The sequence below is a fragment of the Kitasatospora sp. NPDC096077 genome (assembly GCF_040303245.1).
Taxonomy (GTDB): domain Bacteria; phylum Actinomycetota; class Actinomycetes; order Streptomycetales; family Streptomycetaceae; genus Kitasatospora.
In genome coordinates this window covers 1-25,962 of the sequence record NZ_JBEOSV010000025.1, presented here as the reverse complement: position 1 = coordinate 25,962, position 25,962 = coordinate 1, and the positions used below count along the sequence as shown (strand labels likewise).

General features: G+C 74.7%; 17 protein-coding genes and 4 tRNA genes. 14 read left to right on the top strand and 7 right to left on the bottom strand.

Translation table 11 applies throughout. The annotated features are described in order from the left end of the window. Positions 1 to 30: 30 nt before the first annotated feature. From ABTZ03_RS22140 to ABTZ03_RS22130, 3 genes are all read right to left on the bottom strand, one after another. On the bottom strand, positions 31 to 618 hold the full coding sequence (locus ABTZ03_RS22140) for an ATP-binding protein (RefSeq protein WP_402429414.1): 588 nt from the start codon (positions 616 to 618) through the stop codon (positions 31 to 33). Between the two features lie 241 nt (positions 619 to 859). Then, positions 860 to 1,684, bottom strand: a complete 825-nt coding sequence (locus tag ABTZ03_RS22135) for a glycerophosphodiester phosphodiesterase (RefSeq protein ID WP_400917096.1) — start codon at positions 1,682 to 1,684, stop codon at positions 860 to 862. Between the two features lie 102 nt (positions 1,685 to 1,786). Further along, a complete protein-coding gene (locus ABTZ03_RS22130; protein ID WP_350514763.1) occupies positions 1,787 to 3,193 on the bottom strand; it encodes a purine-cytosine permease family protein in 1,407 nt (468 codons plus the stop codon). A gap of 349 nt (positions 3,194 to 3,542) precedes the next feature. Here ABTZ03_RS22130 and ABTZ03_RS22125 point away from each other — a divergent pair, with 349 nt between their 5' ends. From ABTZ03_RS22125 to ABTZ03_RS22100, 6 genes are all read left to right on the top strand, one after another. After that, complete coding sequence (locus ABTZ03_RS22125; protein ID WP_350514762.1) at positions 3,543 to 5,480, top strand: S1C family serine protease; 1,938 nt, start codon at positions 3,543 to 3,545, stop codon at positions 5,478 to 5,480. A 74-nt stretch (positions 5,481 to 5,554) separates the two neighbouring features. Then, positions 5,555 to 5,642 (top strand) — tRNA-Ser (locus ABTZ03_RS22120). A gap of 127 nt (positions 5,643 to 5,769) precedes the next feature. Next, entirely contained in the window at positions 5,770 to 6,597 is an 828-nt protein-coding gene (locus tag ABTZ03_RS22115) for a MerR family transcriptional regulator (RefSeq protein ID WP_350514761.1), read from the top strand. 145 nt (positions 6,598 to 6,742) lie between these two features. Next, positions 6,743 to 8,107, top strand: a complete 1,365-nt coding sequence (locus tag ABTZ03_RS22110) for an FAD-binding oxidoreductase (protein ID WP_350514760.1) — start codon at positions 6,743 to 6,745, stop codon at positions 8,105 to 8,107. 466 nt (positions 8,108 to 8,573) lie between these two features. Next, positions 8,574 to 8,903 (top strand): hypothetical protein, encoded by a 330-nt coding sequence (locus tag ABTZ03_RS22105; RefSeq protein ID WP_350514759.1) that lies wholly within the window; start codon positions 8,574 to 8,576, stop codon positions 8,901 to 8,903. Positions 8,904 to 9,330: 427 nt separating this feature from the next. Further along, positions 9,331 to 10,107 carry a pyridoxine/pyridoxamine 5'-phosphate oxidase gene (locus ABTZ03_RS22100; RefSeq protein ID WP_350514758.1) on the top strand — a complete coding sequence of 259 codons (777 nt, stop codon included), beginning with the start codon at positions 9,331 to 9,333 and terminating at the stop codon, positions 10,105 to 10,107. A gap of 67 nt (positions 10,108 to 10,174) precedes the next feature. Here ABTZ03_RS22100 and ABTZ03_RS22095 read toward each other — a convergent pair whose 3' ends face one another. After that, positions 10,175 to 11,239: an EamA family transporter gene (locus ABTZ03_RS22095; protein ID WP_350514757.1), complete on the bottom strand. Its 1,065-nt coding sequence runs from the start codon at positions 11,237 to 11,239 to the stop codon at positions 10,175 to 10,177. Between the two features lie 152 nt (positions 11,240 to 11,391). On the opposite strand from ABTZ03_RS22095, the gene ABTZ03_RS22090 reads away from it, so the two are divergent. After that, entirely contained in the window at positions 11,392 to 12,264 is an 873-nt protein-coding gene (locus tag ABTZ03_RS22090) for a DUF1906 domain-containing protein (RefSeq protein ID WP_350514756.1), read from the top strand. Between the two features lie 177 nt (positions 12,265 to 12,441). Continuing rightward, entirely contained in the window at positions 12,442 to 14,103 is a 1,662-nt protein-coding gene (locus ABTZ03_RS22085) for a long-chain fatty acid--CoA ligase (RefSeq protein WP_350514755.1), read from the top strand. Positions 14,104 to 14,168: 65 nt separating this feature from the next. Here ABTZ03_RS22085 and ABTZ03_RS22080 read toward each other — a convergent pair whose 3' ends face one another. Then, the gene (locus tag ABTZ03_RS22080; RefSeq protein WP_350514754.1) at positions 14,169 to 17,666 is read right to left on the bottom strand and encodes a PAS domain-containing protein; all 3,498 of its coding nucleotides are present in this window, start codon (positions 17,664 to 17,666) and stop codon (positions 14,169 to 14,171) included. Positions 17,667 to 17,843: 177 nt separating this feature from the next. Between ABTZ03_RS22080 and ABTZ03_RS22075 the strand changes: the two genes are divergently transcribed. From ABTZ03_RS22075 to ABTZ03_RS22065, 3 genes are all read left to right on the top strand, one after another. Beyond that, positions 17,844 to 17,934: transfer RNA gene (locus ABTZ03_RS22075), tRNA-Ser, on the top strand. A gap of 189 nt (positions 17,935 to 18,123) precedes the next feature. Next, a tRNA-Arg gene (locus tag ABTZ03_RS22070) sits at positions 18,124 to 18,199 on the top strand. A 31-nt stretch (positions 18,200 to 18,230) separates the two neighbouring features. Beyond that, positions 18,231 to 18,306: transfer RNA gene (locus tag ABTZ03_RS22065), tRNA-Arg, on the top strand. A gap of 69 nt (positions 18,307 to 18,375) precedes the next feature. On the opposite strand, the gene ABTZ03_RS22060 is transcribed toward ABTZ03_RS22065, so the two are convergent. Both ABTZ03_RS22060 and ABTZ03_RS22055 read right to left on the bottom strand, forming a co-directional pair. Then, entirely contained in the window at positions 18,376 to 19,578 is a 1,203-nt protein-coding gene (locus tag ABTZ03_RS22060; RefSeq protein WP_350514753.1) for a globin domain-containing protein, read from the bottom strand. Between the two features lie 14 nt (positions 19,579 to 19,592). After that, on the bottom strand, positions 19,593 to 20,009 hold the full coding sequence (locus tag ABTZ03_RS22055) for a globin domain-containing protein (RefSeq protein ID WP_350514752.1): 417 nt from the start codon (positions 20,007 to 20,009) through the stop codon (positions 19,593 to 19,595). A gap of 339 nt (positions 20,010 to 20,348) precedes the next feature. On the opposite strand from ABTZ03_RS22055, the gene ABTZ03_RS22050 reads away from it, so the two are divergent. The 3 genes from ABTZ03_RS22050 to ABTZ03_RS22040 all read left to right on the top strand — a co-directional run bounded on the left by ABTZ03_RS22050 (position 20,349) and on the right by ABTZ03_RS22040 (position 25,828). Continuing rightward, positions 20,349 to 23,369, top strand: coding sequence for an Ig-like domain-containing protein (locus ABTZ03_RS22050; RefSeq protein WP_350514751.1), 3,021 nt, complete (start codon positions 20,349 to 20,351; stop codon positions 23,367 to 23,369). 195 nt (positions 23,370 to 23,564) lie between these two features. Then, on the top strand, positions 23,565 to 24,851 hold the full coding sequence (locus tag ABTZ03_RS22045) for an SPFH domain-containing protein (protein ID WP_350514750.1): 1,287 nt from the start codon (positions 23,565 to 23,567) through the stop codon (positions 24,849 to 24,851). Next, positions 24,848 to 25,828, top strand: coding sequence for a C40 family peptidase (locus tag ABTZ03_RS22040; RefSeq protein WP_350514749.1), 981 nt, complete (start codon positions 24,848 to 24,850; stop codon positions 25,826 to 25,828). Before ABTZ03_RS22045 ends, ABTZ03_RS22040 begins: the two co-directional genes overlap by 4 nt. Positions 25,829 to 25,962: the final 134 nt, after the last annotated feature.

Sequence of the window (25,962 nt, the reverse complement as noted above, 5' to 3'; positions counted from 1 at the left end):
ATCGGCTCGTCGGGCGGGGCGGGACGCGCCCTACGCGCTGCGGGCGGTGTCGCCCCCGGTGCGCCGGGCGTGCCGGGCGCGCGCGGGCAGCGCCGCCCAGACCGTGACCTCGCCCGGCGCGTCGCGGACGCCCCAGTCGCTGGCCAGCTGGTCGACGATGCTCAGGCCGCGGCCGCCGCCGGAGGTCAGCGAGGGACTGGCGGGCAGCGGCCGGGTGGCCGCGCCGCCGTCGGTGACCTCCAGGGTGAGCACGCCGTCGGCGTGCATCTGCCAGCGGACCAGCACGCCGCCGTCCGGCTCGGTCGCGCCGTCCTCGCGCTCCCGGCCGCCCGGCGCCGGGTGCGTCCCGGCGGGTACGCCGACCAGCAGCTGGTCCACCACCTCGGCCCGGGCCGAGCGGCCCAGGGCGGGCAGCGGGCCGAGCGGACGCGCATATCGACAGGCGTTGCTCAACAGTTCGGAAAGAATCAGAACAGCATCATCGATGACCGGTTCCGGTATCTGCCGGTCACCCAGATCTCGACGCAGTCGGCGCCGTGCGACCCCGACACTCGCTGGGCCGTGCGGCACTGCCATGGTCGATGAAGTCGGCACTTCACGCGCCACCATCAACGCCACCCCCGGACCTCCTTCAGCGTATGCCGAGGGATGGATGCCCCTTGGTAATGCATCGGAAACGACCATCGGGGGATCCCGCGAGCCCATTTCGAGCGGCGCGACTCAGGGTCGACAAGAGGTCATTCCGTGCTCACCCTCCGTCGCCCGAACGCAAGAATTCCGGCAATACCGTGCGCGGAAGGTTTGATTGCCGACCGGAGCGATCAGGTTCCACCGGTACGGCGGTGGACCCCGTTCCGGGTCACCGACCGAGCTGGGCCAGCACCTCGGCCGGCTTGTTGGTGATGATCGCGGACACCCCGAGCTCCAGGCAGAGTTCGACGTCGGCCGGTTCGTCCACCGTCCACACGTGCACCTCGTGGCCCAGCTCGCGCAGCCGGGGCACCAGCTGCGGCTTGGCCTTGATCAGCTCGATGCCCGGACCGGCGATCCGCGCCCCGCCCGGCAGCGGTCGACCCGGGCGGAGCCGGCCGAGCAGCGGCAGCATCCGCTCGATCAGGAACACCCGCCGGTAGTCGGGCGCGGCGGCGGCCACCCGGTCCAGCGCGATCGAGGAGAAGCTCATGATCCGGGCGGACGGGCGCTCGCCGTCCGGGGCGGTGCCGATCTTGTACCGCTCCAGCGTCCGCAGCAGCTCGGCCTCGACCCGGCCGCGGAAGCGCACCGGGTGCTTGGTCTCGATCGCGAGGTCGACCGGGCGCCCGCAGTCCACCACCAGTTCCAGCAGCCGCTCCAGCCGCAGCACGCCGCGCAGCTCGGGGTCGGTGCTGGGCCGGCCGGTCTTCCACGCGCCGAAGTCGTACGCCTCCAGCTCGGCCAGGGTCATCGCGGAGACGGTGCCCCGACCGTTCGAGACCCGGCCGATCCGGCGGTCGTGCACGCAGACCAGGTGGCCGTCGGCGGTCACCCGGACGTCGCACTCGACGGCGTCCGCGCCCTCGTCGAGCGCGCGCCGGTAGGCCGCGAGGGTGTGCTCGGGCAGGGCGTGGGAGGAACCGCGGTGGGCGATCACCTGGACGGACGGCACGGTGCGCGGCTTGGACGGGTCTTGGCTGGTCACGGCCATAACGATAGGGGGCGCAGGTGAAGCGGGGGCGAAGACGGTGCCAACCTGCGGGGCCGGGCCGACTCCCGGACGGGAGGGCCCGGCCCCGTGGCCCACCGGGTCTCAGCCCCGGGCGGCGCGCCGGGTCAGCGGGGTGAGCGCCCAGGTGGCCAGGGCCGGCACCAGGAAGGCGAACAGCGAGGCCGAGGTCCACTCCTGCGGGGTGAAGTGCAGCGCCTGCTGGGCGGAGGTCCAGAAGTCCACCCACCAGTCGGCCACCGCGGTCGGCGCGATGAACTGGTAGACCGCGAAGCCCAGCAGCCACGGCAGCAGCATCGTCCAGCGGGACGGCGCCCGCTCGGAGAGGTTCCAGCCGTGCCGGCCGGCGCCGAAGAAGTAGTCCACCGCCAGCACCGCCAGCAGCGGCACGAACACCGAGCCGATCAGCCCGAGGAAGTTGCTGTAGGTGTCGGTGAAGCGGTCGATCCGCAGCGCCAGCACGGTGGTCAGCACGCCGATCGCGCCGCTCAGCACCCGGCGGTCCACCCGCGGCAGCAGGTTCTGCAGCGACATCGCGGTCGAGTAGACGTTGGCGAAGGACTGGTCGGTCTCGCGCAGCACCAGCACCAGCAGGAACAGCCAGCCGGCCCAGACGCCGAGGAAGGAGTCGAAGATCCGACTCGGGTCGCCGTCGGACTGCAGCAGCGCCATCAGGCCCAGCACGTAGCACCAGACCTGGGCGACGGTGTAGCCCGAGAAGCTGCCCCAGAACGCCGAGCGCGGGGTGCGCGAGTGCCGGGTGTAGTCGGCGGCCATCGGGACGAAGGAGATCGACACCGCGATCATCGCGTCGGTGGCGCCCAGGAAGCCGTGCCAGTTGCCCGCGCCCGGGTCCGGCACGCCCTGCCGGCCCAGCTGGACGGTGAAGTACACCATCGCGACGGCGACCGCCCCGGCCACGAAGCGGCGCAGCACCGCGATCGAGCCCAGCGGCCAGATCGTCAGCGCGGTGGTGAGCGCGCCCGCGAGCAGCACGAACAGCCAGCGGTAGCCGGTGGTGTGGGCGACGGTCTGGGCGCCCGCCGCGATGGTCAGCAGCTCGAACACGCCCCAGCCGATGCACTGGACGATGTTCAGCACCGTCGGCAGGTAGGACAGCCGGGTGCCGAACAGGCCGCGCAGGTTGGCCATCGCCGGGGCGCCGGTCCGGGCGCCGATCAGTGCGGCGACGCCGAGCATCGCGGTGCCGACCGCGGTACCGGTCACGATCGCCGTCACCGCGGCGGCCAGCGACAGCTCGCTGCCCTTGGCGCCGAGCACGGTGGCCGCGGTGGAGAAGCCGATCAGGCTGACGCCGAGGTTCATCCAGAGCGCGAAGTGGTCCCGGAAGCGCAGGGTGCGCGGCGGCTCGGTGTCCAGCACCAGCGGCGCCTCGACCCGCTGGTCGAGCACCGCGGTCGCGCCGGAGGCCGGCGGGAAATCCTTGGACGCGGGCGCGCCCGGAGAAGAGGATGACGAAGCAGGCGGCATGGCCGATACTCCCTACGCCGGCATTACCCGGACAGGTTCCGGCGGTCAGCGCCCCCTCGACGGTCCGCCGGTCACTCGCCTGGCGTACGGTCGACATGCGCACTCTCAGCCTGGTCGGTCCAAGCTCCCGCGTGTCAGTTTGGAGCGACAGGCTAACCGGCACGGGTACGAACGCCAAAGGCCACCGGGTGCGCGGTCCGCATCGCGGGACGCCGGGCGGGGGTGGGGAGCCCCGGTCGTCGGTGCCGCCTAAGGATTCTTATGAGTTCTTCAGAGGGGTCCTTACGGCAATCGAATCGGCGGTGCGAAAAACTATGGTCCTTGGTTCTGTCAGCTATGGAGGTCGTCCGTGAGCACCGAGCGCGAGGTTGGGCCCGCCGGGCCGCAGGGGGAGCAGCCCGCGGGGGCGCCGGAGGCGGCCGGTGCCGCGTCCGAGGGCACCGCTCAGGGCGGTCACAAGCCGACCATGGCGTTCAGCCGGGTCCCGGAGCCGGCTGCGGAGCCCGTCGTCGCCGAGCCCGTCGCCGCCGAGCCGGTGGCCGCGCCGACGGCGGACGCGGAGCCGGTCGTCGACGGTGGTCACCAGCCGACCATGGCGTTCAGCCGGGTGCCCGAGCCGGCCGCCGAGCCCGTCGTGGCCGAGCCCGTCGCGGTCGAGGCCGCTCCGGCCGAGGGCGGGCACCAGCCCACGATGGCCTTCACCAAGGTCCCCGCGCCGGAGGCCCCGGCCGCCCCGGCCGTCGAGGAGCCCGCCGTCGACCCGGTCACCGGTTACATCGACGCCCCGCCGCCGGTGCTGCCGCCCGCGCCGCCCGTCGCGCCCGCCCCGGTCGCGGCTCCGGCCGCCCCGGCCGCGCCCGCCCTGGCGCCGGGCGTCCCGGGCACCAACCCGTACGCGACCCCGGCCCACGGCGTTCCCGCCGCCGGTGCCCAGGACGGCTACGGCGCCCCGGCCGCCCATGGGCAGGAGCCGTACGGCGCCCCGGCCCCCGGCGCGCCCGCCGGCCCCGCCCACCACCCCTTCGGTGCCGGCCAGCCGCTCGGCGGCTGGGGCGGCCACGAGGCCGGCTCCGGCGGCGCGGGCTACCCCGGCGGTCCCGGCGGCCCGCTCGGCTACCCGGCCGAGTACCCCGGCGGTCCGACCGGCCCCGGCGGCCCGCGCAAGAAGCGCGGCGGTCTGGTGGCCCTGCTCGCCGCCGTCGCCCTGGTCGCCGGTGTCGCGGGCGGTGCGATCGGCGTGGTCGCCACCGACCGCACCGGCAGCCCCAGCCTGGCGGACGACCACCGCAGCACCACCGTCCAGGCCAGCAACACCCAGAAGAACGAGCCCGTCCCCGGTTCGATCGCCAGCATCGCGCAGAAGGCGCTGCCCAGCGTCGTCACCATCAAGGCGCAGGGCAACGGCGAGTCCGGCACCGGCACCGGCTTCGTCTTCGACACCGAGGGCCACATCCTCACCAACAACCACGTGGTCGCGCCGACCCTGACCGGCAGCGGCGGCAAACTGACCGTCAAGTTCGCCGACGGCACCTCCTACAGCGCCTCGGTGCTGGGCCACGCCGAGGGCTACGACGTCGCCGTGGTCAAGATCGACAACCCGCCGAAGGCCAAGCTGGCGCCGCTGCCGCTGGCCGACTCCGACAAGGTCAACGTCGGTGACGCCACCGTGGCGATCGGTGCCCCGTACGGCCTGGAGTCCACCGTCACCAGCGGCATCGTCAGCGCCAAGGACCGCCCGGTGGCCTCCGGCGACGACACCGGCTCGCAGGCGTCGTACATGAACGCCCTGCAGACCGACGCCTCGATCAACCCCGGCAACTCCGGCGGCCCGCTGCTGGACTCCAGCGGCGCGGTGATCGGCATCAACTCGGCGATCCAGTCCAACGCCTCCGCCAACGGCCGGGCCGGCAGCATCGGCCTGGGCTTCGCCATCCCGATCAACCAGGCCAAGTGGGTCGCCGACACCCTGATCAAGACCGGCAAGCCGGTCTACGCCAAGCTCGACGTGCTGCGCAACGACGACTACAAGGGCGACGGCGCGCAGATCCAGACCAAGGACGTCCAGGGCCAGCCGGCCGTCACCCCCGGCGGCGCGGCCGACAAGGCCGGCCTCAAGCCGGGCGACGTCATCACCAAGCTCGGCGGTGCCCCGATCGAGAACGGCCCGGCCCTGGTCAGCCGGATCTGGACGCACAAGCCGGGCGAGACCGTCGACGTCGAGTACACCCGCAACGGCCAGACCATGAACACCAAGGTCACGCTCGGCCAGCGGGACGGCGACCAGTGACCCGCGGGTGACCCCCGGGTGCACGCAATCGTGTGCACCGAAGCCCGCCGGACCCGTTAGGCTGACCTCCGCCTGGAGAGCTGCCCGAGCGGCCTAAGGGAACAGTCTTGAAAACTGTCGTGGCGTGACCCGTCACCGTGGGTTCGAATCCCACGCTCTCCGCTGGTAGGAGAACCACCTGCTCAAGGCGGGTGCCGAGACCACTCGGCACCCGCCTTCGGTGTTTCCCGGGGCGGTTCCCGGACGGGGTTGACCCTGACACCGTGGGAGGCAGTGGAGTGGGAGCACCATGTTGAACATCGGAGACTTCGCCGGCCACGGCCGGGTGTCGGTGCGGATGCTGCACCACTACGACGCGATCGGGCTGCTCAGGCCCGCCCGGGTCGACCCGGCCACCGGGTACCGCTGCTACGAGGCGGGTCAACTCGCCCGGCTGAACCGGGTGATCGCGCTCAAGGAGCTCGGCTTCACGCTGCAGCAGGTCCGGACCGTTCTGGACGAGCGGCCGGAGGCCGTCGAACTGCGCGGGATGCTGCGGCTGCGGCGGGCCCAACTCGCCGAGGCGATCGCCGCGGACGAGCGGCGGTTGGCCCGGGTGGAGGCGAGGCTCCGAACGATCGAGAGCGAGGGGAACATGTCCCAGCACGATGTCGTGGTGAAGCCCGTGCCGTCCGTCCGGGTGGCCCAACTGTCCGGTGTGGCGGCCAGTTACGCGCCCGAGGACATCACGCCGGTGGTCGGCCCGCTGTTCGACGAGCTGTGCCGGCGGCTGGCGGAGGCCGGGATCGAGGAGGCCGGACCGTCCGTCGCCCGGTACGAGGACTCGCCGGAGCGGGACGGCTCGGTGGTGGTCGTGGCCGCCGTCCAGGTCGCACCCTCGGTGCGCGGCGGCCGGGACGACTTCGAGGTGGTGGACCTGGCGCCGATCGAGGAGGCGGTGACCATCGTCCACCGCGGTTCGATGGAGGACGCGCTCGGCAGCTTCCAGGCGCTGGCCCGCTTCATCGAGGAGAACGGCTACCGCACGGCCGGGTACGCGCGCGAGCGCTACCTGGAGTGCCCGGACGACGTGTCCGGCTGGGTCGTCGAGTTCCAGGAGCCGGTCACCCGGCGGTAGCTCCTCGGCGGCGTCCCACCGTGACCCCGCGGCGGGGCGCCGCCCGCTCCCCGCGGCGACCGTTCCGCCCCGAGGCCCACTTGCCCGCCCCCTGCCCTCCGGGCAGAGTGCGGAGGTGGCGGGGCGGCGGCGAGTGGAGGCGGCGATGAGTGATCTGACGGACCGGCTGGCGCAGGGCCTCCCGGCGGACGCGGTGGTGGTGGATCCGGACGTGACCGCGGCCTACAGCCATGACATGGCGGGCTTCTGCGCCGCCGGTGTGCCCGCGGTGGTGGTGTTCCCGGAGACCGTCGAGCAGGTGCAGCACGTGCTGCGCACCGCCACCGAGCTGCGGGTGCCGGTGGTGCCGCAGGGGGCGCGGACCGGGTTGTCGGGGGCGGCGAACGCGATCGACGGCTGCATCGTGCTGTCGCTGGTGAAGCTGGACCGGATCCTGGAGATCGACCCGGTGAATCGCGTCGCGGTGGTCGAGCCGGGCGTGGTGAACGCCGAACTGTCGCGTGCGGTCGAGGAGGTGGGGCTGCACTACCCGCCGGACCCGTCCAGCTGGGAGTCCTGCACGATCGGCGGCAACATCGGCACCGGCGCGGGCGGGCTCTGCTGCGTGAAGTACGGCGTCACCAGCGAGTACGTGCTCGGGCTGGACGTGGTGCTGGCGGACGGGCGGCTGCTGTCCACCGGGCGTCGGACGGCCAAGGGGGTCGCCGGGTACGACCTGACCCGGCTGCTGGTCGGCTCGGAGGGGACGCTCGGGGTGGTGGTCCGGGCGGTGCTGTCGCTGCGGCCCGCGCCGGCTCCGCAGCTGGCGCTGGCGGCGGAGTTCCCGAGCGCGGACACGGCCGGTGCGGCGGTCTGCGCGGTGATGGAGCACGGGCTGACCCCTTCGCTGATGGAACTGATGGACGCGGTCTCGGTCCGGGCCGTCAACGAACTGGGGCAGATGGGCCTGCCGGAGTCGACCCAGGCGCTGCTGCTGGTGGCCTTCGACGGGCCGGACCGGGTGGCCGAGTTGGCGCGGGTCGCGGAGCTGTGCCGGGCGGCGGGGGCGACCGAGGTGGTTCCGGCCGAGGACCAGGCGGAGTCCGATCTGCTGCTGGCGGCCCGGCGGTCGGCGCTGCCCGCGCTGGATCGGCTGGGCACCACGATGATCGACGACGTGGCGGTGCCGCGGTCCCGGCTGGCCGACATGCTCGACGGCGTCGCGGTGATCGCCGAGCGGCACGGGCTGACCATCGGGGTGGTCAGCCACGCCGGGGACGGCAACACCCACCCGATCGTGATCTTCGATGCGGCGGATCCGGAGCAGACGGACCGGGCCCAGCGGTCCTTCGACGAGATCATGGCGCTCGGGCTGGAGCTGGGCGGCACGATCACCGGGGAGCACGGGGTGGGGCTGCTCAAGCGGGACTGGCTGGCCCGGGAGCTGGGTCCGGTCGGACTGGAGCTGCAGCGGCAGGTGAAGGCGGTCTTCGACCCGCTGGGAATCCTCAATCCGGGCAAGATGGTCTGATTTTCAGAGCAAGCAGATTTCCAGAGGAAGTGGATTTCAACGCCCCATGGCGCCCGCCTTTTCGGTATGACTGTCCGATGGTCCGGGAATGGCTGAAAAGTCGACATGGAAGGGTGGTCGAACTTTTCGGGGGCGTGTTCCATGACGCCCTGCGCCGGGGTGGTGCGCCCGGTGGTTCGTCCCGGCGTCGTCACGCCGCTTCCCGGCGGCCGTGAAATAGCCACCGTTCGGGCGAAATCCCAGGTCAGCTGCAGTGTGTCGACGCACTGTCCGGATCGCCTCCCGTTATGCGCGGCCTCGGTGGATATCACGCGAACGGGCGAAAACTGCTCCGCCAGCTAGTGCTTTGTCGATTTGTTGCGGAAGTCTGTCTCCCGGCGTCGCAGCCCGCAGGAGTTCGTCTGGCCGGCGAACCCCCGCATCCATGCTCGACCAATGCACGATTAACAGCTTCTTGGAGGCTCAGATGGCTCGCATCAACACCCGTCGGGTGACCGGGTTCCTGCTCGCCGCTCCGCTGGCGGCGGGTCTGCTGCTGGCGGGCGCCGGTGCCGCCGCCGCCGACTCCGGCGCGGGTGCCGCGGCCGGTTCCAACGCCGGCGTGGTGTCCAACACCGGCTCCGGCAACGTGTTCGGCGGGGTCGACGGCAACTACGTCTCCACCCAGCAGACGGCCACCGGCTCCGGCGCCTCGAACCAGAGCAACACCCTCGCGTCGAAGGACAACGCGGGCAACATCCTGGCCGGCCAGGGCAACAAGAACATCAACGTCATCTTCGCCCCGATCTTCAGCTGACCCCTCCCGGCACCATCACCGGCGGGGGCGCCGGAGGTGGTCGGACGCGGGTGGGCTGAACATCCGCGGAGGGGTTCGCAACGGTCGCCGGGCGGCAGGACCGTCCGGGTACGGACCGGGGAGATCGGACAAGCGCTTCAACCGGCCAGCGGAATGGGTCACCGTGAAGCCGGCCTCGTGGGCGGTGCCGCCATCGGCACCGCCCACGAGTGCGTCCGGCCCCGGGCGGGCGCCGGGTCGGCCCCGGGCTCCGTACGGCGCGTGCACCACCCGCGCGAGCGGCCCGGATCCGTCCAGCGAGGGCCCGCGCCCGGTGCCGTCGGTCCACGGCGGTACGGTTGCGCTCCGACAGCGCTCCACGCGCCTGGGCCCGGAACGGACGGCCCGGCCGGGGCGACGACCGCGGCAATCGGAAGGAAGGCGCGCGATGGCGGCGGAGGACGAGGGCCTGACCGGCCCGGACGGGGCCAGGCCTGCACCGGAAGCGCAGCCGCAGCCGGGCCCGGCGCCCCTGGACGAGCGCCGGCCCGGGCCGAAGTCGGTCCCCGAACTGCTGCTCGGCCGCCCGCCGATGGCCCGACCGCTGCCCTCCTTCGACCACGAGGCCGCCCCGGCCGAGCCCGGACCGCTGTTCGTGGACTGGCTCGCCACCGCGCTGGACGCCGGGGTGCTGGACCCGCAGGCCTTCACCCTCTCCACGGTCGACGCCGACGGCATGCCGGACGCCCGGGTGCTGGTGCTGCGCGACGTGGACGCGGCCGGCACCGGCTGGAACTTCTCCGCCGCCGCCGACAGCCCCAAGGGCTGTCAGCTGGCCCAGCACCCGGCCGCCGCGCTGACCGTCTACTGGCCGCAGCTGGGCCGTCAGGTGCGGGTCCGCGGCACCGTCGAGCGGGCCGCCGACCTGGTCGCCGCCGCCGAGTTCGCCACCCGCTCGCCCGCCGCCCGGGTCGGCGCGCTGGTCGGCCGGCAGAGCGAGCAGCTGGGCGGGCTGGCCGAGTACGACGAGGCGGTGGCGGTCGCCCGGCGCCGGCTGGAGGCGACCCCGGACGCGGTCGCGCCCGGCCACGCGGTCTACACCCTGTGGGCGCACGAGGTGGAGTTCTGGCAGGGCGACGCCCAGCGCCGGCACGTCCGGCTGCGCTACACCCGCACCGGCCCGGTGCGCACCCCGGAGTGGTCGCGCACCCTGCTCTGGCCGTAGGAGCCGTAAGAGCCGTAAGGGCCGCAGCCCCCGTAGGTGCTGCGGCCCCCGCAGGGCGCCGGGACGGTCAGCGCCGTCCGGTCAGCGTGGCCCCCACGCTGGCCGCGACCACGCAGCCGATCCCGGCCAGCTGGGGCGCGCCCAGCAGCTGGCCGAGCACCACCAGTCCGACCAGCGCGCTGACCGCCGGCTCCAGGCTGACCAGCACGCTGAACACCCGCTGCGGCATCCGCCGCAGCGCCGTCATCTCCAGTGCGTACGGGAGCACCGGCAGCAGCACCGCGACCCCGGCGACCGAGGCGAGCAGCACCAGCGGCGAGGCGCCGGGCGCGGTCAGCCCGTCCCAGGCCTCGCCGAGCCCGAACGGCGCGAGGGCCAGCGCCCCGACCGTCATCGACACCGCCAGGCCCTGGAAGCCCTGGAAGGTGGCGCCGACCTTGTCGGTGAACAGGATGTACACCGCGTAGCAGCCGGCCGCGCCGAAGGCGTACAGCAGGCCGACCGGGTCGAGCGAGCCGCCGCCGTCCCCCTCGCCGAGCAGGGTCAGCAGGATGACGCCGGCGGCCGCGAGCAGCGCCCAGAGCAGGTGGCTGGCGCGCCGGGCGAAGACCAGGGCGACCGCGAGCGGGCCGAGGAACTCGATGGTCGCGGCGGTGCCCATCGGCAGCCGGTCGATCGCCCCGGCGAACAGGAAGGTCATGAAGGCCGAGGCCACGCCGAGCGCGGCGGCCGCGGCGAGGTCCCGCGGGCGCTTGCCGCGCAGCCGGGGCCGGGTGACGGCGAGCAGGATGAGCGCGGCGAAGCCCAGTCGCAGGAAGGTCGTGCCGCTGACCCCGAGCGGGCCGAACAGCGGCTTGGACAGCGCGATGCCGGTCTGCACCAGGAACATCGCGACCACACACAGAAGCGGCGCCGGGATCCTCTCCGGGCGCCGCAGGACCTTGCCGAACCGGCCGGTGGACCGGTCGGGGTGCAGTCCCGGGGGCGCCGCGGAGCCGGGCTCCCCACCTCGTCGCCAGCCACCCCGCTCGCCGGCCGGCTCGCCCTTGGGGGCGGGTGGCATGGCAAGGGCCTCGGCGACCGCGGCGGCCGAGGTGGGGGCGGTGGTTTCGCCGGTATGGGAGCTGGGCATGCGGACGAGTTTGCCGTAAGGAGTGACCAAGGGGCAAGCTCGTTACAAGAATGTGGACGGATGCGGACGGGTGCGCCCGAAAGGGTGGACTCGCGAGGGGTCTGCGGCGTGGTTGCCGCGTTCGTCCGATGGTCCGTCAGTATCAAGGCCGGGTGCGCTATCTCCGCCCGGCGGCCCTCCTCGCCGCCTCCCTCGTGCTCCTGCTGGCCACCGACGGGACGGGCGTGAGCGCCGAGGCCTCCGCGCCGACCGCCGCCGCCGTCCCGCGCATCCGCGCCGTCACCCTCCCGGACCGGTTCGGCCCGCCCCGGCTCCGCGACAACTGGAGCGGCCCCGCCTTCGAGGCCTGCACCGCGCCCCCGGCCGAGGCCCTGCGGGCCTGGCGCCTCGCCTCCCCGTACGGCGCGGTCGGGATCTACGTCAGCGGCTCCCAGCGCGGCTGCGCCCAGCCCCGGCTCACCGCGGACTGGATCCGCCAGGCCCGCGCGATCGGCTGGCGCTTCCTGCCGGTGCACGTCGGACTCCAGGCGCCGTGCGCCGACCCGAGCCGCAAGCCCAAGCGGATCGACCCGGCCAGGGCCGCCGAGCAGGGCCGGGAGGAGGCCGACGAGGCGCTGCACGCGATGCGCACGCTCGGGCTCGGCAAGGGCGGCCCGGTCTACCTGGACATCGAGTCCTACCCGATGCACGACCCCGCCTGCGGCCAGGCGGTGGTCGACTTCACCCTCGGCTGGACCCAGGCCCTGCACGCGGCGGGCTACCGCTCCGGCTTCTACTCCAGCCTCGACTCCGGCGTCGCCGACCTGGCCGCCGCCGCCCGGGCCGGCAGCTCCCCGCTCCCCGACGCGGTCTGGTACGCCCGCTGGGACGACCACGCCGACACGGCCGGCTCCGGCCCGCTCACCCCGGACCTCTGGCGCTCCCACCAGCGCGTCCACCAGTACCGCGGCAACGTCCAGGAGAGCTACGCCGGCCAGACCCTCACCGTCGACCGCGACCAGGTCGACGGCCCGACCGCGGGCTGACGGGCCGCCGAACGACCGTCCGTCGGCGAACCGAGGCCGGTCCGTGATCCGTGCAACGGGTTCGGCCTGCTGACAGCGGGCGGGACGGAACGGCACAATCGGGCACGTCCGCGGGCATTACCGTCCGGTAGCCGCGCCGCGGGCGTGACCAGTGCCGCCAGGTCGAGGAGGACCCGCGTGTTCAGCACGATGCAGGACGTACCGCTCACCGTCACCCGGATCCTGGAGCACGGCTCCACGGTGCACGCCCGCTCGACCGTCACCACCTGGGACGCCACCGGTCCCGTCGTCCGGACCTACGCCGAGGTGGGCGCCCGCGCCGCGCAGCTCGCCCACGCCCTGCGCGACGAGCTCGGCGTGACCGGGGACGACCGGGTGGCGACGCTGCTGTGGAACAACGACGTCCACCTGGAGGCGTACCTCGCCGTCCCGGCCATGGGCGCCGTGCTGCACACCCTCAACCTGCGGCTGCCCGCCCAGCAGCTGTCCTTCATCATCGACCACGCCGCCGACCGCGTGATCGTCGTCAACGGCAGCGTCCTGCCGCTGCTCGCCGCCGTGCTGCCGCAGCTCGCGCCCACCCTGAAGCACATCGTGGTGGCCGGCCCCGGCGACCGTTCGCTGCTGGCCGGCTTCGCGGGCGGCGTGCACGACTACGAGGAGCTGATCGCGGGCCGGCCCACCGGCTTCCCGTGGGAGCGCGACCTCGACGAGCGCCGGGCCGCCGTGCTCTGCTACACCTCCGGCACCACCGGCGACCCCAAGGGCGTGCTCTACAGCCACCGTTCGATCTACCTGCACTGCATGCAGGTCAACACCGGTGACAACTTCGCCTTCACCCCGCGCGACACCGCCCTGCCGGTGGTCCCGATGTTCCACGTGAACGCCTGGGGCATCCCGCACGCCGCCTTCATGTCCGGCGCCAACCTGCTCATGCCGGATCGTTTCCTCCAGCCCAAGCCGATGGCCGAGATGATCGCCGCCGTCCGCCCCACCGTCAGCGCCGCCGTCCCGACCATCTGGAGCGGCCTGCTGGACGAGCTGGACGCCGGCGACTACGACACCTCCAGCCTGCGCATGGTGGTCATCGGCGGCAGCGCCTGCCCGCCCTCGCTGATGCAGGGCTACGAGGAGCGCCACGGCATCCGGGTGCTGCACGCCTGGGGCATGACCGAGACCTCCCCGCTCGGCACCTTCGCCCAGCCGCCGGGCGGCCTCACCCCCGAGGAGGAGTGGCCCTACCGGATCACCCAGGGCATCTTCCCGGCCTCGGTCGAGGCCCGGCTGATCGGCCCGGGCGGCGAGCGGATGCCGAACGACGGCGTCGCCGCCGGCGAGCTGGAGGTGCGCGGCCCGTGGATCGCCGGGGCCTACTACGGCGGCGCCGGGCAGGACCCGGTCCGCCCGGAGGACAAGTTCTCCGAGGACGGCTGGCTGCGCACCGGCGACGTGGGCACCATCACCGCCGACGGCTACCTGACCATCACCGACCGGGCCAAGGACGTCATCAAGTCGGGCGGGGAGTGGATCTCCTCGGTCGACCTGGAGAACGTCCTGATGGGCCACCCCGAGGTGGCCGAGGCCGCCGTGGTCGCGGTGCCCGACGAGAAATGGGGCGAGCGCCCGCTGGCCACCGTGGTGCTGCGCCCGGGCGCGACCGCCGGGCTGGTCGAACTGCGCGCCTACCTGGCCGAGCGGATCGCCTCCTGGCAGCTGCCGGAGCGCTGGGTGATCGTCGAGTCCGTCCCGAAGACCTCGGTCGGCAAGTTCGACAAGAAGGTGGTCCGGGCCGAGTACGCGGCCGGTGAGCTGGACGTCACGGTGCTCGGCAAGGAGTAGGCGAGGAGCAGCGGACGGCACGAGGGCCGGCCGCCCCGATCGGGGTGGCCGGCCCTCCGTCGTGCTCAGCCCGCGGCGGCGACGCCCGCCTCGCCCATCGCGCCGATCCGCCCCAGCAGGTCGACGATCCGGGACTGGACGTCCTCGCTGGTCGAGCGCTCGGCCAGGAAGAGCACCGTCTCGCCGGTGCGCAGCCGGGGCAGCTCGCGCGGGTCGAGGTCGACCGAGGTGTACACCACCAGCGGGGTGCGGTGCAGCCGGTCGTTGGCGCGCAGCCAGTCCAGCAGGCCGACCCGGCGGCGGCGGATCTGGAACAGGTCCATCACCACCAGGTTGGGCTGCACACTGCTGGCCCGGGCGACCGCGTCGTTCTCGTCCACCGCGTGCTCGACGTGCATGCCGCGCCGCTCCAGGCTGCTGATCATGGCGGCGGCGATGTCCGGGTCGCCCTCGACCAGCAGCACCCGCGGGGCGTGGTGCTCGCCGTCCCGCGGGGCCAGGGCGCGCAGCAGCACGGCCGGGTCGGCGCCGTACGCGGCGTCCCGGGTGGCCTGGCCGAGGCCGGCCGTGACCAGCACCGGGATCCGGCTGTTGAGCGCCGCGGTGCGCAGCGACTGCAGCGCGGTGCGGGTGATCGGGCTGGTCAGCGGGTCGACGAAGAGCGCCGCCGGGAAGCCGGGCACCTGGGCGTCCACCTCCTCGCGGGAGCGGACGATCACCGGGAGGTAGCCGCGCGACTGGAGGGCCCGACCGGTGGCCGGGTCGGGCTCGGGCCAGACCAGCAGCCGGCGGGTGTTGGCCAGCTCGCCGGAGCCGCTCTGCGGCGGCTCGGCCTCGGGGCGGTCGGCCGCGGCGGCGGGCAGTTCGGCCAGCGCCCGTGGCGCGGCGGGCGTCGGCGGCTGCGCCGGGACGACGGGCACCGGGGCACCGATCGGGGCGCCCACCGGTCGCGGCGGGGCGAGCTCGGCCAGGCCGCTGCCGACCGGCCGCGGGCCGTCCGGCTCCTCGGCGGAGGCGGCGGCGGGCAACGCGGGCCGGGCGGGCTCCAGCGCGGCGCCACCGGCCTGCGGGGCGGGGGTGGCGGCCGGGGTGTCCGCCGCGGGCCCGGGCGGTACCGAGAGTCGGCGGCGGCGGCCGGTCGGCGCGGTGGCGGGCTCGGTCGGGGCGGGCGCCGGACCACCGGCGGGCAGCGCGTGTTCCAGGCCGGGGTACGCCGGGGTCTCGCCCACCCCGGGCAGCGCGAAGCCACCCGAGGAGTCCTCGGCGGAGGGCAGCGCCCGGCGTCTGCGCGGTTTGGCCTCGCCGCCGTCCTCGGCGGCGCCGGCGGTGGGCTCCGCGACCGGAGCGGGCGCGGGCGCCGGTGTGGGTGCGGGGCCGAGCGCGAGCGGCTCGCGGCCGCCGGGCCGGTGCTGCTGCGGGCGTCCACCGTCGACGGGCACGGCGTAGGCGGGGCCGGAGCGGCCGTCGTCCTTGCCCCACGGGTCGCTCTGCGCCGCCTCGGGGGCGGCCGGGCCCCGACGGCCGTACGCGGGGTCGTTGCCGGTGCCGTTCCACTGCTCGGGGACGGCCCGCTCGACCCGGGCGGGGGCGTTCGGCCACTGGTCGGCCGGGACGGCGGGGGCGGCGGTGGCGGCCGGGGCAGCGGCCCCGGGGGCCTGGCCGGTCGATTCCTGCTGGTCGGCGGCGGGCCGGCCGCGGCGGCCGCGGCGCTCGGCCGGGGGCTCCTCGGCGGGCGCCTGCTCCGGTTCGGGGGCCTCGCGGCCGGGCCGGGCGTCGTCCGCGCCGGGTGCGGCGGCGGCCGTGGACCCGGTGTCCCCGTCGGTGTCACCGCTGCTGGGCAGCTGCGGGATGCCGGGCAGTTCGGGCAGGACGGCGCTGTCGCCCTCCTTGGGCCGGTCGGAGCGGCCCTCGGCGGCGGCGCGCTCGGCGGCGGCCTTCGCGGCGGCCGGGTCCAGCGGCAGCTCGACCACATAGGTGGTCCCGGCCTTGCCGGGCAGCTCGTGCGGCTGGAGCACGCCACCGTGGCGCTCGACCACCGCGCGGGCTATCGGCAGGTGGACGGGGCTGCCGCCGACGCCGGGGCCGCGGATCTCGACCCGGGCCACCTCGCCGCGCTGGGCGGCGGCCAGCACCACGGTCGGCGGTTCGGCGGGCGCGGCCGGGGCGGGCTGGCCGCCCAGCCCGGGGACGGACAGCCCCGGGACGGCCAGCCCGGGGGAGGGGGCCGCGGGGGCGTCCAGGGCGAGGCCGGTGCCGCTGACGTCGGCGACCAGGTGGGCCAGCGCCTGGGCGAGCCGCCGCTCGTCGGCGATCACCTCGACCGCGGCGGCGTGCACCGAGAAGCGCACCCGGCCGGGGCCGACCAGCTCGCCGGCCTCCTCGACGGCCCGGCGGACCACCTTGTCCAGGCCGACCGGCACCCGCTGGGCGGCCTTGCGGCCGTCCTTGCCGTCCTTGCTGCCCTTGGCGTCCTTGCTGTCCTTGCCGTCCTTGGCTTCGGCCGCTGCGCCCTCGCCGGCCTCGGAGCGCTGGTGTTCGAGCACGCCGTCGATCAGCTTGCCGAACCGGCGACATTCGTCGGCGAGCCGGCGCAGGGTCCAGTTGGCCTCCGGCCAGAGCTGCCCGGCCGGGTCGGCGGCGAGGGTGTCCAGTCGCTGGTTCAGCGCGCTCAGCGCGCCGCCGAGCTCGCTCTCCAGCACGGCGACGAGGTGCTCGTTGCGGGCGACCAGGGCGAGTTCGCGGCTGCGGTCGGTGAAGGTCATCACCGCGCCGACCAGTTGGTCGCCGTCCCGGACCGGGGCGGTGGTGAGGTCGACGGTGACCGGGCGGCCGTCCTTGCGCCACAGCACGGTCCCGCGCACCCGGTGCTTGCGTCCGGAGGTCAGGGTGTCCAGCAGTGCGGACTCCTCCAGCGCCAGCGGGGTGCCGTCGGCCCGGGAGTGCTGGATCAGCGGGTGCAGCTCGCGCCCGCCGAGCTCGCTCGCCCGGTACTCCAGGATGTGCGCGGCGGCCGGGTTGACCAGCACGCAGCGGCCTTCGAGGTCCACCCCGAGCACGCCCTCGGCGGCGGCCCGCAGGATCATCTCGGTCTGCTTGTGCTGGCGGCGCAGTTCGGCCTCGACGCCGAGCCGGCTGGTGAGGTCGCGGACCAGCAGCAGGAGCAGGTCGGAGGACGAGGAGGCGCGCGGGCCCTCGCGGTACGAGTCGTACGGGGAGCGCCCGTAGCCGTCGCCGCCCTCGGTGGCGAAGTCGTTGCCGGACACCTCGACCGGGAAGGTCGTGCCGTCGGTGCGGTGGGCGGTCATCCGGACCGGACGGTCCAGGTCGTCGCCGTCGCGGGTGGCCGGGCGCATCGAGCCGGGGATCCGGCTGGGGTCGAACTCGGGCAGCAGGCCGAGCACGCCCATGCCGACCAGCGAGGTGCCCGGCGCCTGCAGCGCCTGCACCGCCGCGCTGTTGGCGTCCACCACCGTGCCGTTGCTGTTCACCAGCAACAGCGCCTCGGGCAGGGCGTCGAGTATGGCGTCGAGGCGAGCAGCGCCTCGGATCGGCCTGCTGCTCACGTCGACAGGTCTCCTCGGCTCAGGGCAGCTCCTCCGGAGTCGGCAGTATCTCATTCTTCTTTGCGGCGGGGACGACCCGCCTAGTAACGTTGGCGGTGGTTGGTGCCGGGCCCCACGGTTGTGGCATCATCACTGACACACGGAACGGGTCCGCTCACGCGGATGTGGTCCATGTGGGGAGGCTTCGCCTAGTCCGGTCTATGGCGCCGCACTGCTAATGCGGTTTCGGGGTTATTCCTGATCGAGGGTTCAAATCCCTCAGCCTCCGCAGTACCGGGAGCCCCGCCGACGATCTCGTCGGCGGGGCTCTTCGCATGTCCGGGGCGTGATCGCCGGCCTGCCCGGCGGGGGGTCCGCAGGGGGGTCGGCGGTGGTCGGATCAATCGATTTCGCCCCACGTCGCAGGTCATGTAATGTTGTCCCCGCAACGCCCCGGCGGCACGGTTCACCGGGGCGAGCGCTCATAGCTCAACGGATAGAGCACTTGACTACGGATCAAGAGGTTGCAGGTTCGAATCCTGCTGAGCGCACCAACCTTCGCAAGATCGGGTCCGCCCGTTCCTTGCGCTCATAGCTCAACGGATAGAGCACTTGACTACGGATCAAGAGGTTGCAGGTTCGAATCCTGCTGAGCGCACCAGCGAGAAGCCCTCGGCCACCGGCCGGGGGCTTCTCCGTTTTCCGCCGTCCGCCACCGCCGTGTCGTCGGTCACCCCAGGTCGGTCCGGTTGATCCACGGCACGTCCCGGCGGTCCAGGAACCAGTCCGAGCTGGTCAGCGGGCGGTTCCGGTTGAAGGTCGCCGGCACCGGGTCGTGCCGGACCAGCCCGGCGGCGGCGCCCAGGGTGAGCAGCAGTTCCGTGAGCTCGCCGACCAGCCCCGGCGGGCCGGAGAGGTGGACCTCCCAGCCGCGGAAGTCGCCGTGCCCGAGCAGGGTCCGCCGCAGCAGCGCGGTGCTCCCGTCCGGGCCCGCGGAGCGGTCGGGGGTGGCGGTCAGCACCCGCAGCCGGGGGTTGCGGGTGAGCAGTCGCCGCACCGTGTCCAGGTCGTACTGCCCGGCGGCCGAGCGGGCCGCCAGCAGGACGGTGGCCTCCCGTTCCGGTTGCTCGGCGGTGAGCTGCTCCAGCAGGGCCTTGGCCTGTCCCCAGCCGCTGCCCGCGGCGACCAGCAGCAGCGGCCGGTCCGAGGCGGGGGCGAGCACGGCCTCGCCGAGCGGCGGCCCGAGCCGCAGCAGCTCGCCGGGCATCACGTCCTCCACCAGGACGGGGCTCAGCAGTCCGCCGGGCACCCGCCGCACGTGCAGTTCCAGGCTGCCGTCCGGGCGCGGCGCGTTGGCGAGCGAGTACGGCCGCCAGACCCGGGGCGTCCGCGGGCTGGTGAGGGTGAGGTACTGGCCGGCGGTGAAGGGGTACGGGCGGGTCGGGGCCAGGGTGAGCACCACCAGGTCGGGCGCGGCCCGGCGGCGGCCGGCCACCTCGGCCTCCCACCAGGCCGGGTGGTCGTCCAGGGGGTCGTCGGCGGCCCCGGTCATGATCCGGGCGATCATGGCGTACGCCTCGGTCCAGGCCCGCTCGGTCTCCGGCGTCCAGGAGTGGCCGGAGCACTGCCGCAGCGCGGCGATCAGGCTGGCCCCGACGGCCGGGTAGTGCTCGGGCGCGACCTGGAACTTGCGGTGGTCGCGGCCGAGCGCCCGCAGGTACTCGACGAGCCGCTCGGGCTCGTCCAGCCGCAGCACGATCCGGGTGAGCGCGGCGAACAGCCGGTCCCGCTGCTCGTGCATCCGGGCGGGGAAGAGCGGGCGCAGCCCCGGGTTGTGGTTGAAGAGGTGGGCGTAGAAGAAGGTGGTCAGATGGTCGGCCCGGCGCTCGACGACGGCGAAGCTGGCGCGGACGACCGCGGGGTCGAAGGCCACCGCACCGCCCCCGGCTAGGCCGACCGGGCTTCGGTGAGTGCCGCGCCCATGGTGTCGCTGACCACCGCGTAGACGGCGGTCCAGGCGGCCTCGGTCTCCGGGGTCCACTCGTCGCCGGCGTAGTGGGCCAGGGTGGCCAGCAGGCTCGCGCCGACGGCGGGGAAGTGCTCCACCAGCGCGCCGTGGGCGGCGTGCCGGGTGCCGAGGTCGCGGAGCAGCCCGAGCACGGTGTCGGTGTCCTCCAGGTGGGTGACCAGCGCGCCGAGGGCGGCGAACAACCGGTCCTGCTGCTCGTCCAGGTGCTCGGCGAAGAGGCCGCGGAGAGCGGGATCGTGCTCGAACAGATGCCGGTAGAAGTATTCGGCGACGACCGGGCCGTGGGGCGCCACGGCGGCGAAGCTGCGCTTGACGAGTACGGGGTCCAGGGTCACGGGGCCCGACTCTACTGAGCGGGTGGGTAATTCGAACAGGCTTCCCCGATGAATGGTCAGGTACCGGACACTGGTGTCCGTCGAATCAGCCGGAATTCCCCCCTCTCGGCCATTCGGGTGGGTTCGGCCGTTCGGGCTGGATCCATTACCGCCTAATGGATGAAATGCAGCCGATTCGGGTACATCCCGTCCTGCCGCCCGGATGACCGCCAATCGGGTGGGACGCGGCCAAAAGCGCAGGTGTCGCAGTATGACCGGTCTGGGGCCGTGATTCCGTTTTGTCCGATCGTGTGCCCAGGCGGCCCGCCACCCCGGCAGCCGACCGTGAAGGAGAGCCGGATGAGCCGACGGTTTCCCCGCACAGCCGTCGTCCTGGCCGTCCTCGCGGCCGGGGCGCTGGCCGGTTGGAACGCCCCGCTCTCGGTGGCCCGGCAGTCCCCTGACGCCTGGTCGGGCGAGCGCCGGGCGGTGCTGCCGTCCGGGCTCTCCGTCCAGTTCGACGCCACGGCCGAACCCGGCAACGCCCTCGCCGCCGAGGCGGGCCGACTGGCCGACCGTTCCGGAGGGGGGCGCTCCACCGCGCTGTACGCGGACGGAAAGCGTCCCGGGGACGCCGCCCAGACCTTCACCCTCACCCCCGACCGTCCGCAGACGGACGGTTCCTGGCGCACCGTCGGAACGCTCCGGCTGAGTTTCTCCCGGCCGGTCCGCAATCCCCGACTGCACCTCAGCGGGCTGGCCGCGGTCGCCACCGGGAAATCCGGCACCACCAGCACCGCGGCCCGACTGACCCTCACCGGCGGCTCGCCCGCCGCCCCCGCCCTGGTCGGACGCACCGACTGGCCCGGCTGGACGGTCGACGCCACCTCCCTCGCCCCCGCGGGCGGCGACGGCGGCTCCGACGGCGCCCCGGGGGCCGCGGCCGAGGGCACCCTGGAGCTCACCGGGACGGTCCGCACCGCGGAGTTCCGGGTCGAGCAGCGCTCCACCGCCCGGGCCGGCAGCACCACCCCCGCGCCCGTCCTGCGCCAGGCCTGCACCGTCACCGTGGACGAGGAGCTCGGCACCGCTCCGCAGGGCTACGGCAACGCCTCGCACGTGGTCTCCGACCTCTTCCTGGGCGCCGACGCCACCACCCCGTCCCGGCGGGACCGGAGCCGGCCCGCCGGCGTCGGGGGAGGCGCGGGCGACGAGCCGCTGGTCGAGCTCGACCACGGCGCGGTCCGGCGCGGCAACCCCTTCGCGAGCACGGCCGCCAGCCCGTCACCGCCGCCCAAGCTCCAGCCCGGCCGCGGTGAGTACCAGGGCGCCGACCCGTCGATCGGCTTCCCCGACGAGGCCGCCATCGGCCGCTCCTACCGGGTCACCGTCCCGGTCGCGGCGGGCGGGCAGCCCGCCACCCTGGCGGGCTGGATCGACTTCGGCCACAGCGGCCGGTTCGACCCGGCCGACCGGGTGCAGACCGAGATCCCGCCCGGAGCGGACACCGCGACCCTGGAGTGGACCGTCCCGGCGGACGCCGCCGCCGGCGACACCTGGCTCCGGCTGCGGATCGGCCGGGACACCAGCCAGCTCGTCCCCTCCGGCGGTTTCGCCGACTCGGGGCAGGTCAGCGACCAGCGGATCAGACTGACCGTCGGCGCCGCGCGGCCCGAGATCGCCGAGCCGGTCGACGGCACGGTGCTCGCCGACGCCCGTCCGTGGATCCGCGGCGAGGGTGCGGTCGCCGGCGCCTCGATGGAGATCCGGGAGGGCGACGGCGCGCTCTGCAGGGCCCGGGTCGGGCGCGGCGGCGACTGGTCCTGCCGTCCCGACGGCCCGCTCGCCGCCGGGGCGCACGGTCTCACCCCGGTGGAGACCACCGGCGGCGGGGTGGTGCTGCGCGGGGAGCCGGTCAGGGTGACGGTGAAGACCGCCCCGCCGGCCGCGCCCGTGCTCACCCTCCCCGCCTACACCAACGACCCGGGGCTGCAGCTCACCGGCACCGGGGAGAGCGGCAGCACCGTCTCGGTCACCGACCAGTCCAGCTCCTCCGAGCTGTGCAGCAGCGCGGTCCGGAAGGACGGCGGGTGGTCCTGCCTGCCGGTCGAGAACCTGGCGGACGGCAGCCACCGGCTCACCCCGGTCGCGGTCGACGCGGCCGGGAACCGGACGGCCGGGCAGCCGGTCGCGCTGGTCGTCGACACCGTGCCGCCGGACAAGCCGGTGCTCACCTCCCCGGCCCCGGGCGAGCTGCTCCGGGTCAGTCGGCCGAAGCTCGGCGGTCGGGCCGAACCGGGCACGGACGTGCTGGTCACGGCTGCCCCGACGGTGGACTCCGGGGACCGCACGGTGCTCTGCGGGGCCTCCGTGGCGCTGGACGGGAGCTGGACCTGCACCGCCAACCGGGATCTGGCGGACGGCGTGCAGTGGCTGACCGTCACGGCGACCGACCGGGCGGGGAACGGGACTTCGGCGGACCCGGTGCAGGTGCGGGTGGCGGCCGCGGCGGCTCCGCACCCGGCGGCTCCGGCCTCGGTGTCGGCCTCCGCCGTCGCCCCGGGCTCCGGTCCGAGCAGTCCGGTCCCGTCGGTGGCCGCTTCCCCGTCGTCCGCTTCCCCGTCGTCCGCCTCCTCGGCGTCCGTCGCGCCGAGCGCGAGCGCTTCGGCCGGGGCGTCGGCGGCGCCCTCGCCCCCGTCCTCACCCCCGTCCTCCTCCGCTTCCTCGCCCTCGCCCTCGCCGAGTCCCTCCGCTCCGGCGGCGTCCCCGTCGGCCTCGCCCACGGCCGTCGGGCCGACGGGCCCGGCCGAGGCACCGGAGCTGCGGCCGGTCCCGCCGGGGCTGTTGCCGATCTTCGTCCCGCCGGTGGTCGGGAGCCCGGCGCAGCCGGTTCCGTTCGTCCCCGCGACCCCTTCCGCTCCGACCTCCCCCGCCGTTCCGTCCGCCTCGGCCCGCCCGACCGCCCTGGCCGGGTCGGCCGCCTCCGCCCCGCCGTCCCGCAGCGCCGCCGCGTCGTCCCCGGGCGCCGCTTCGACCACCGGTGCCACCGCGGTCCCCGCCGGTTCGCCGAGCGCGGCCCCGGCGTCGCCCGGTGGCCGTCCGGCCCGGGCGGCCGAATCCGCGGCGGTCGGGCCGTCGTCGGCCGAGCCTTCGTCGGCCGTCGTCGCGGAGCCGCTGTCGGCCTCCGACCAGGGCGGATCCCGGGTGGGCGGTGCCGCCGCCCGACCGCTGCCCGCGCCCCCGATCGAGGGGGCGGCGGTGGGGCGGTCCCGGGAGGCCCGTTGGCACGGCCTGCTCGCCGGGCTGCTGCTGGTGCTCTCCGGAATCGGGCTGATCACCCGTCGGGTGTTCGCCCGTGGATCCGGTGCCCGACGGCGCTGACCTGCGCCGAACCGTCCCGACCCGCCATCGATGTGCCTGCGCGTCAGGTCAGCTTTGGACGATTCGTCAGCAAATGTCGACACACCTCGGCTCAAATGTCGCATTTGATGACGTATGAACTTAGCCTGACTCTGGCACTGCCCGTCAGATCCGGGCCGCCCGTTGCGCGACACACCAGACCCAGAGGATCCGTGCATGGACGTCACCCGCGATTCTTCGCAGCGACCCGACAACCTGCCCAAGTCGTTCCCGCCGGCCGTGCCGGAACGTTCCGCCACCGGTGCCAGCCCGCTGGCCAAGGTCTCCACCGTCAAGGCCGCCAAGCCGCTCGGCCCGGTCGCCGCGGCCGACAGCGGCCCGGCGACCGCCCCGATGGCCGTCCTCCCCGCCCCGTCCCCGGCGGGCCCCGCCGACCTGCGGGACCCGCTGGAGACGGCCGCCCCGGAGACCGTCGAGCTCCCCGGCGCCGTCGTCCAGGCCGGTGCCCCGGCCGCCGCCACCTCCCGCCGCCCCCCGCGCGCGGACCAGGCGCTGCGGGAGCACACCGCCACCGCCCTGCCCGGCTGGGTCGCCCTGCTGGTGGTGCTGCTCGGCCTGGCCGCCGTCGGATACCTGCTGCTGCGCACCGGCGTCGTCCCGCGCTGGGACGCGCTGCCCGAACTGCGCAGCCCCGCCGCGCAGGACAGCGGCCGGGCCGAGGTGGACGTCCTGGCGATCGCCGGGGTCGGCGCGGCCGGGCTGCTGATGGTGTTCGCGCTGGCCGGACTGCTGGCCAACGCGGGCGGCGAGACCCGGGTGCTGACCCGGTGGGGCCGCTACCGGGGCACGGTGCGCAGGACCGGGCTGCTCTGGGTCAACCCGCTGCTGCGCCGCCGCCGGGTCGACGTGCGGCTGCGGCACTGGCGCAGCGAGCCGGTCAAGGTGGTCGACCGCACCGGCACCCCGATCGTGGTCCGGCTGCTGATCGTCTGGCGGGTCAAGGACACCGCGCGGGCGCTGCTGGCGATCGAGGACCACGAGAGCTACCTGCGCGAGCAGGTCCAGGCGGTGCTCACCCGCACCGCCTCCACCCTGCCCTGCGACAGCAACGCGGCGCCCGGTCCGGCGCTGCGCGACGGGCAGTGGTTCGCCGACGAGCTGACCCGGGCGCTGGCCGCCGAGGCCGCCCCGGCGGGCCTGGAGGTCTACTCGGTGCAGCCGCTGGCGCTGGACTACGCGCCCGAGGTCGCCGAGTCGATGCGCCGCCGTCGACTGGCCGATCTGGACGCCGGTCTGCGGACCGTGCTGGTCGACGACGCGGTGGAGGCGGCGGCGCTGGCCGTCCGCCGCCTGGAACGCGCGACCGCCCACGAGCTGGACGAGGCCGCCCGCAGTGCGCTGATGGAACAGCTGCTGGTCGCCTTCGTCGCCCCGGCCGGAGTGGCCGCCTCGGTACCGCCCCCGGCCGCCCGTGCCGGGCGGAAGGAAGGACGACCCGCATGAGGATAGCCACCGGCGCATACGCCGAACCCGGTCTCGGCCCCGACGCCGACTCCGGACTGATCGGCTTCGAGGAGCGTCTCGGCAGCATCCCCGCGATCACGGGTTGCGGCTGCCCGAACTGCGCCGCCCGGCCGCGCACCGCCAGCGCCGCCGAGCCGGGCGGTGGCGGCCGAATACACCGGGCCGTGCGAAGTACCTGCCTGGCCACCACCGTGCTGGCGGGCGCCGGCGTGGTCGGCCTGACGGCGGGGGCCGGTTCCGCGCACGCCGCGGCCGGCAAGCAGGGCTGGGACGGGTCGAAGTACTGGTTCAAGAACGGCGCCGGTGAGTGGCGTTGGACCAGCCACTACGACGTCTACGCCAGTCGCACCGGGCAGTCCGGCGGTTCCGGCGGTTCGGGCGGCCAGGCCGTCTCGAACGGCTCGGCCTCCTCCTGGGGCCTGCGCCAGGGCTGGGACGGGTCGAAGTACTGGTTCAAGAACGGCGCCGGTGAGTGGCGTTGGACCAGCCACTACGACGTCTACGTCAGCCGCACCGGGCAGTCCGGCGGTTCCGGCGGTTCCGGTGCTTCGGAGCAGCCGTCCCGGCCGTCCTCCGGCGGGCAGTCGTCCACCGGGAACACCGAGTCGGCCGTCGACTACGCGCTCGCCCAGCTGGGCAAGCCGTACGTCTGGGGCGGCAACGGGCCGTCCGGCTACGACTGCTCCGGGCTGGTCCAGCAGGCCTACCGGCGCAGCGGGATAAGCCTGCCGCGGGTGGCCGACGACCAGTACGCGGCGACCACGCCGATCAGCGCGGGGCAGCTGCGCCGCGGTGACCTGGTGTTCTGGTCGGACAGCGGCCGGGCCTCGGGGATCCACCACGTGGGGATCTACCTGGGCGGCGGCCAGTTCGTGGAGGCGCCCCGGCCGGGCAAGACCGTCCGGATATCGACCCTCAACTCGGGCTACTACCCGACCCACTTCGGTCGGCCGTAGCCGGAGGGCACCGGCGGGGGGGCCGGCCGGCCCCCCGCGGGGGGGGGGGGGCGGGGCGGGGGGGGCGGGGGGCGGGGGGGGGCGGGGGGGCGGGGCGGGGGGGGCGGGGGGGCCGGGGGCGGCGGGCCCGCGGG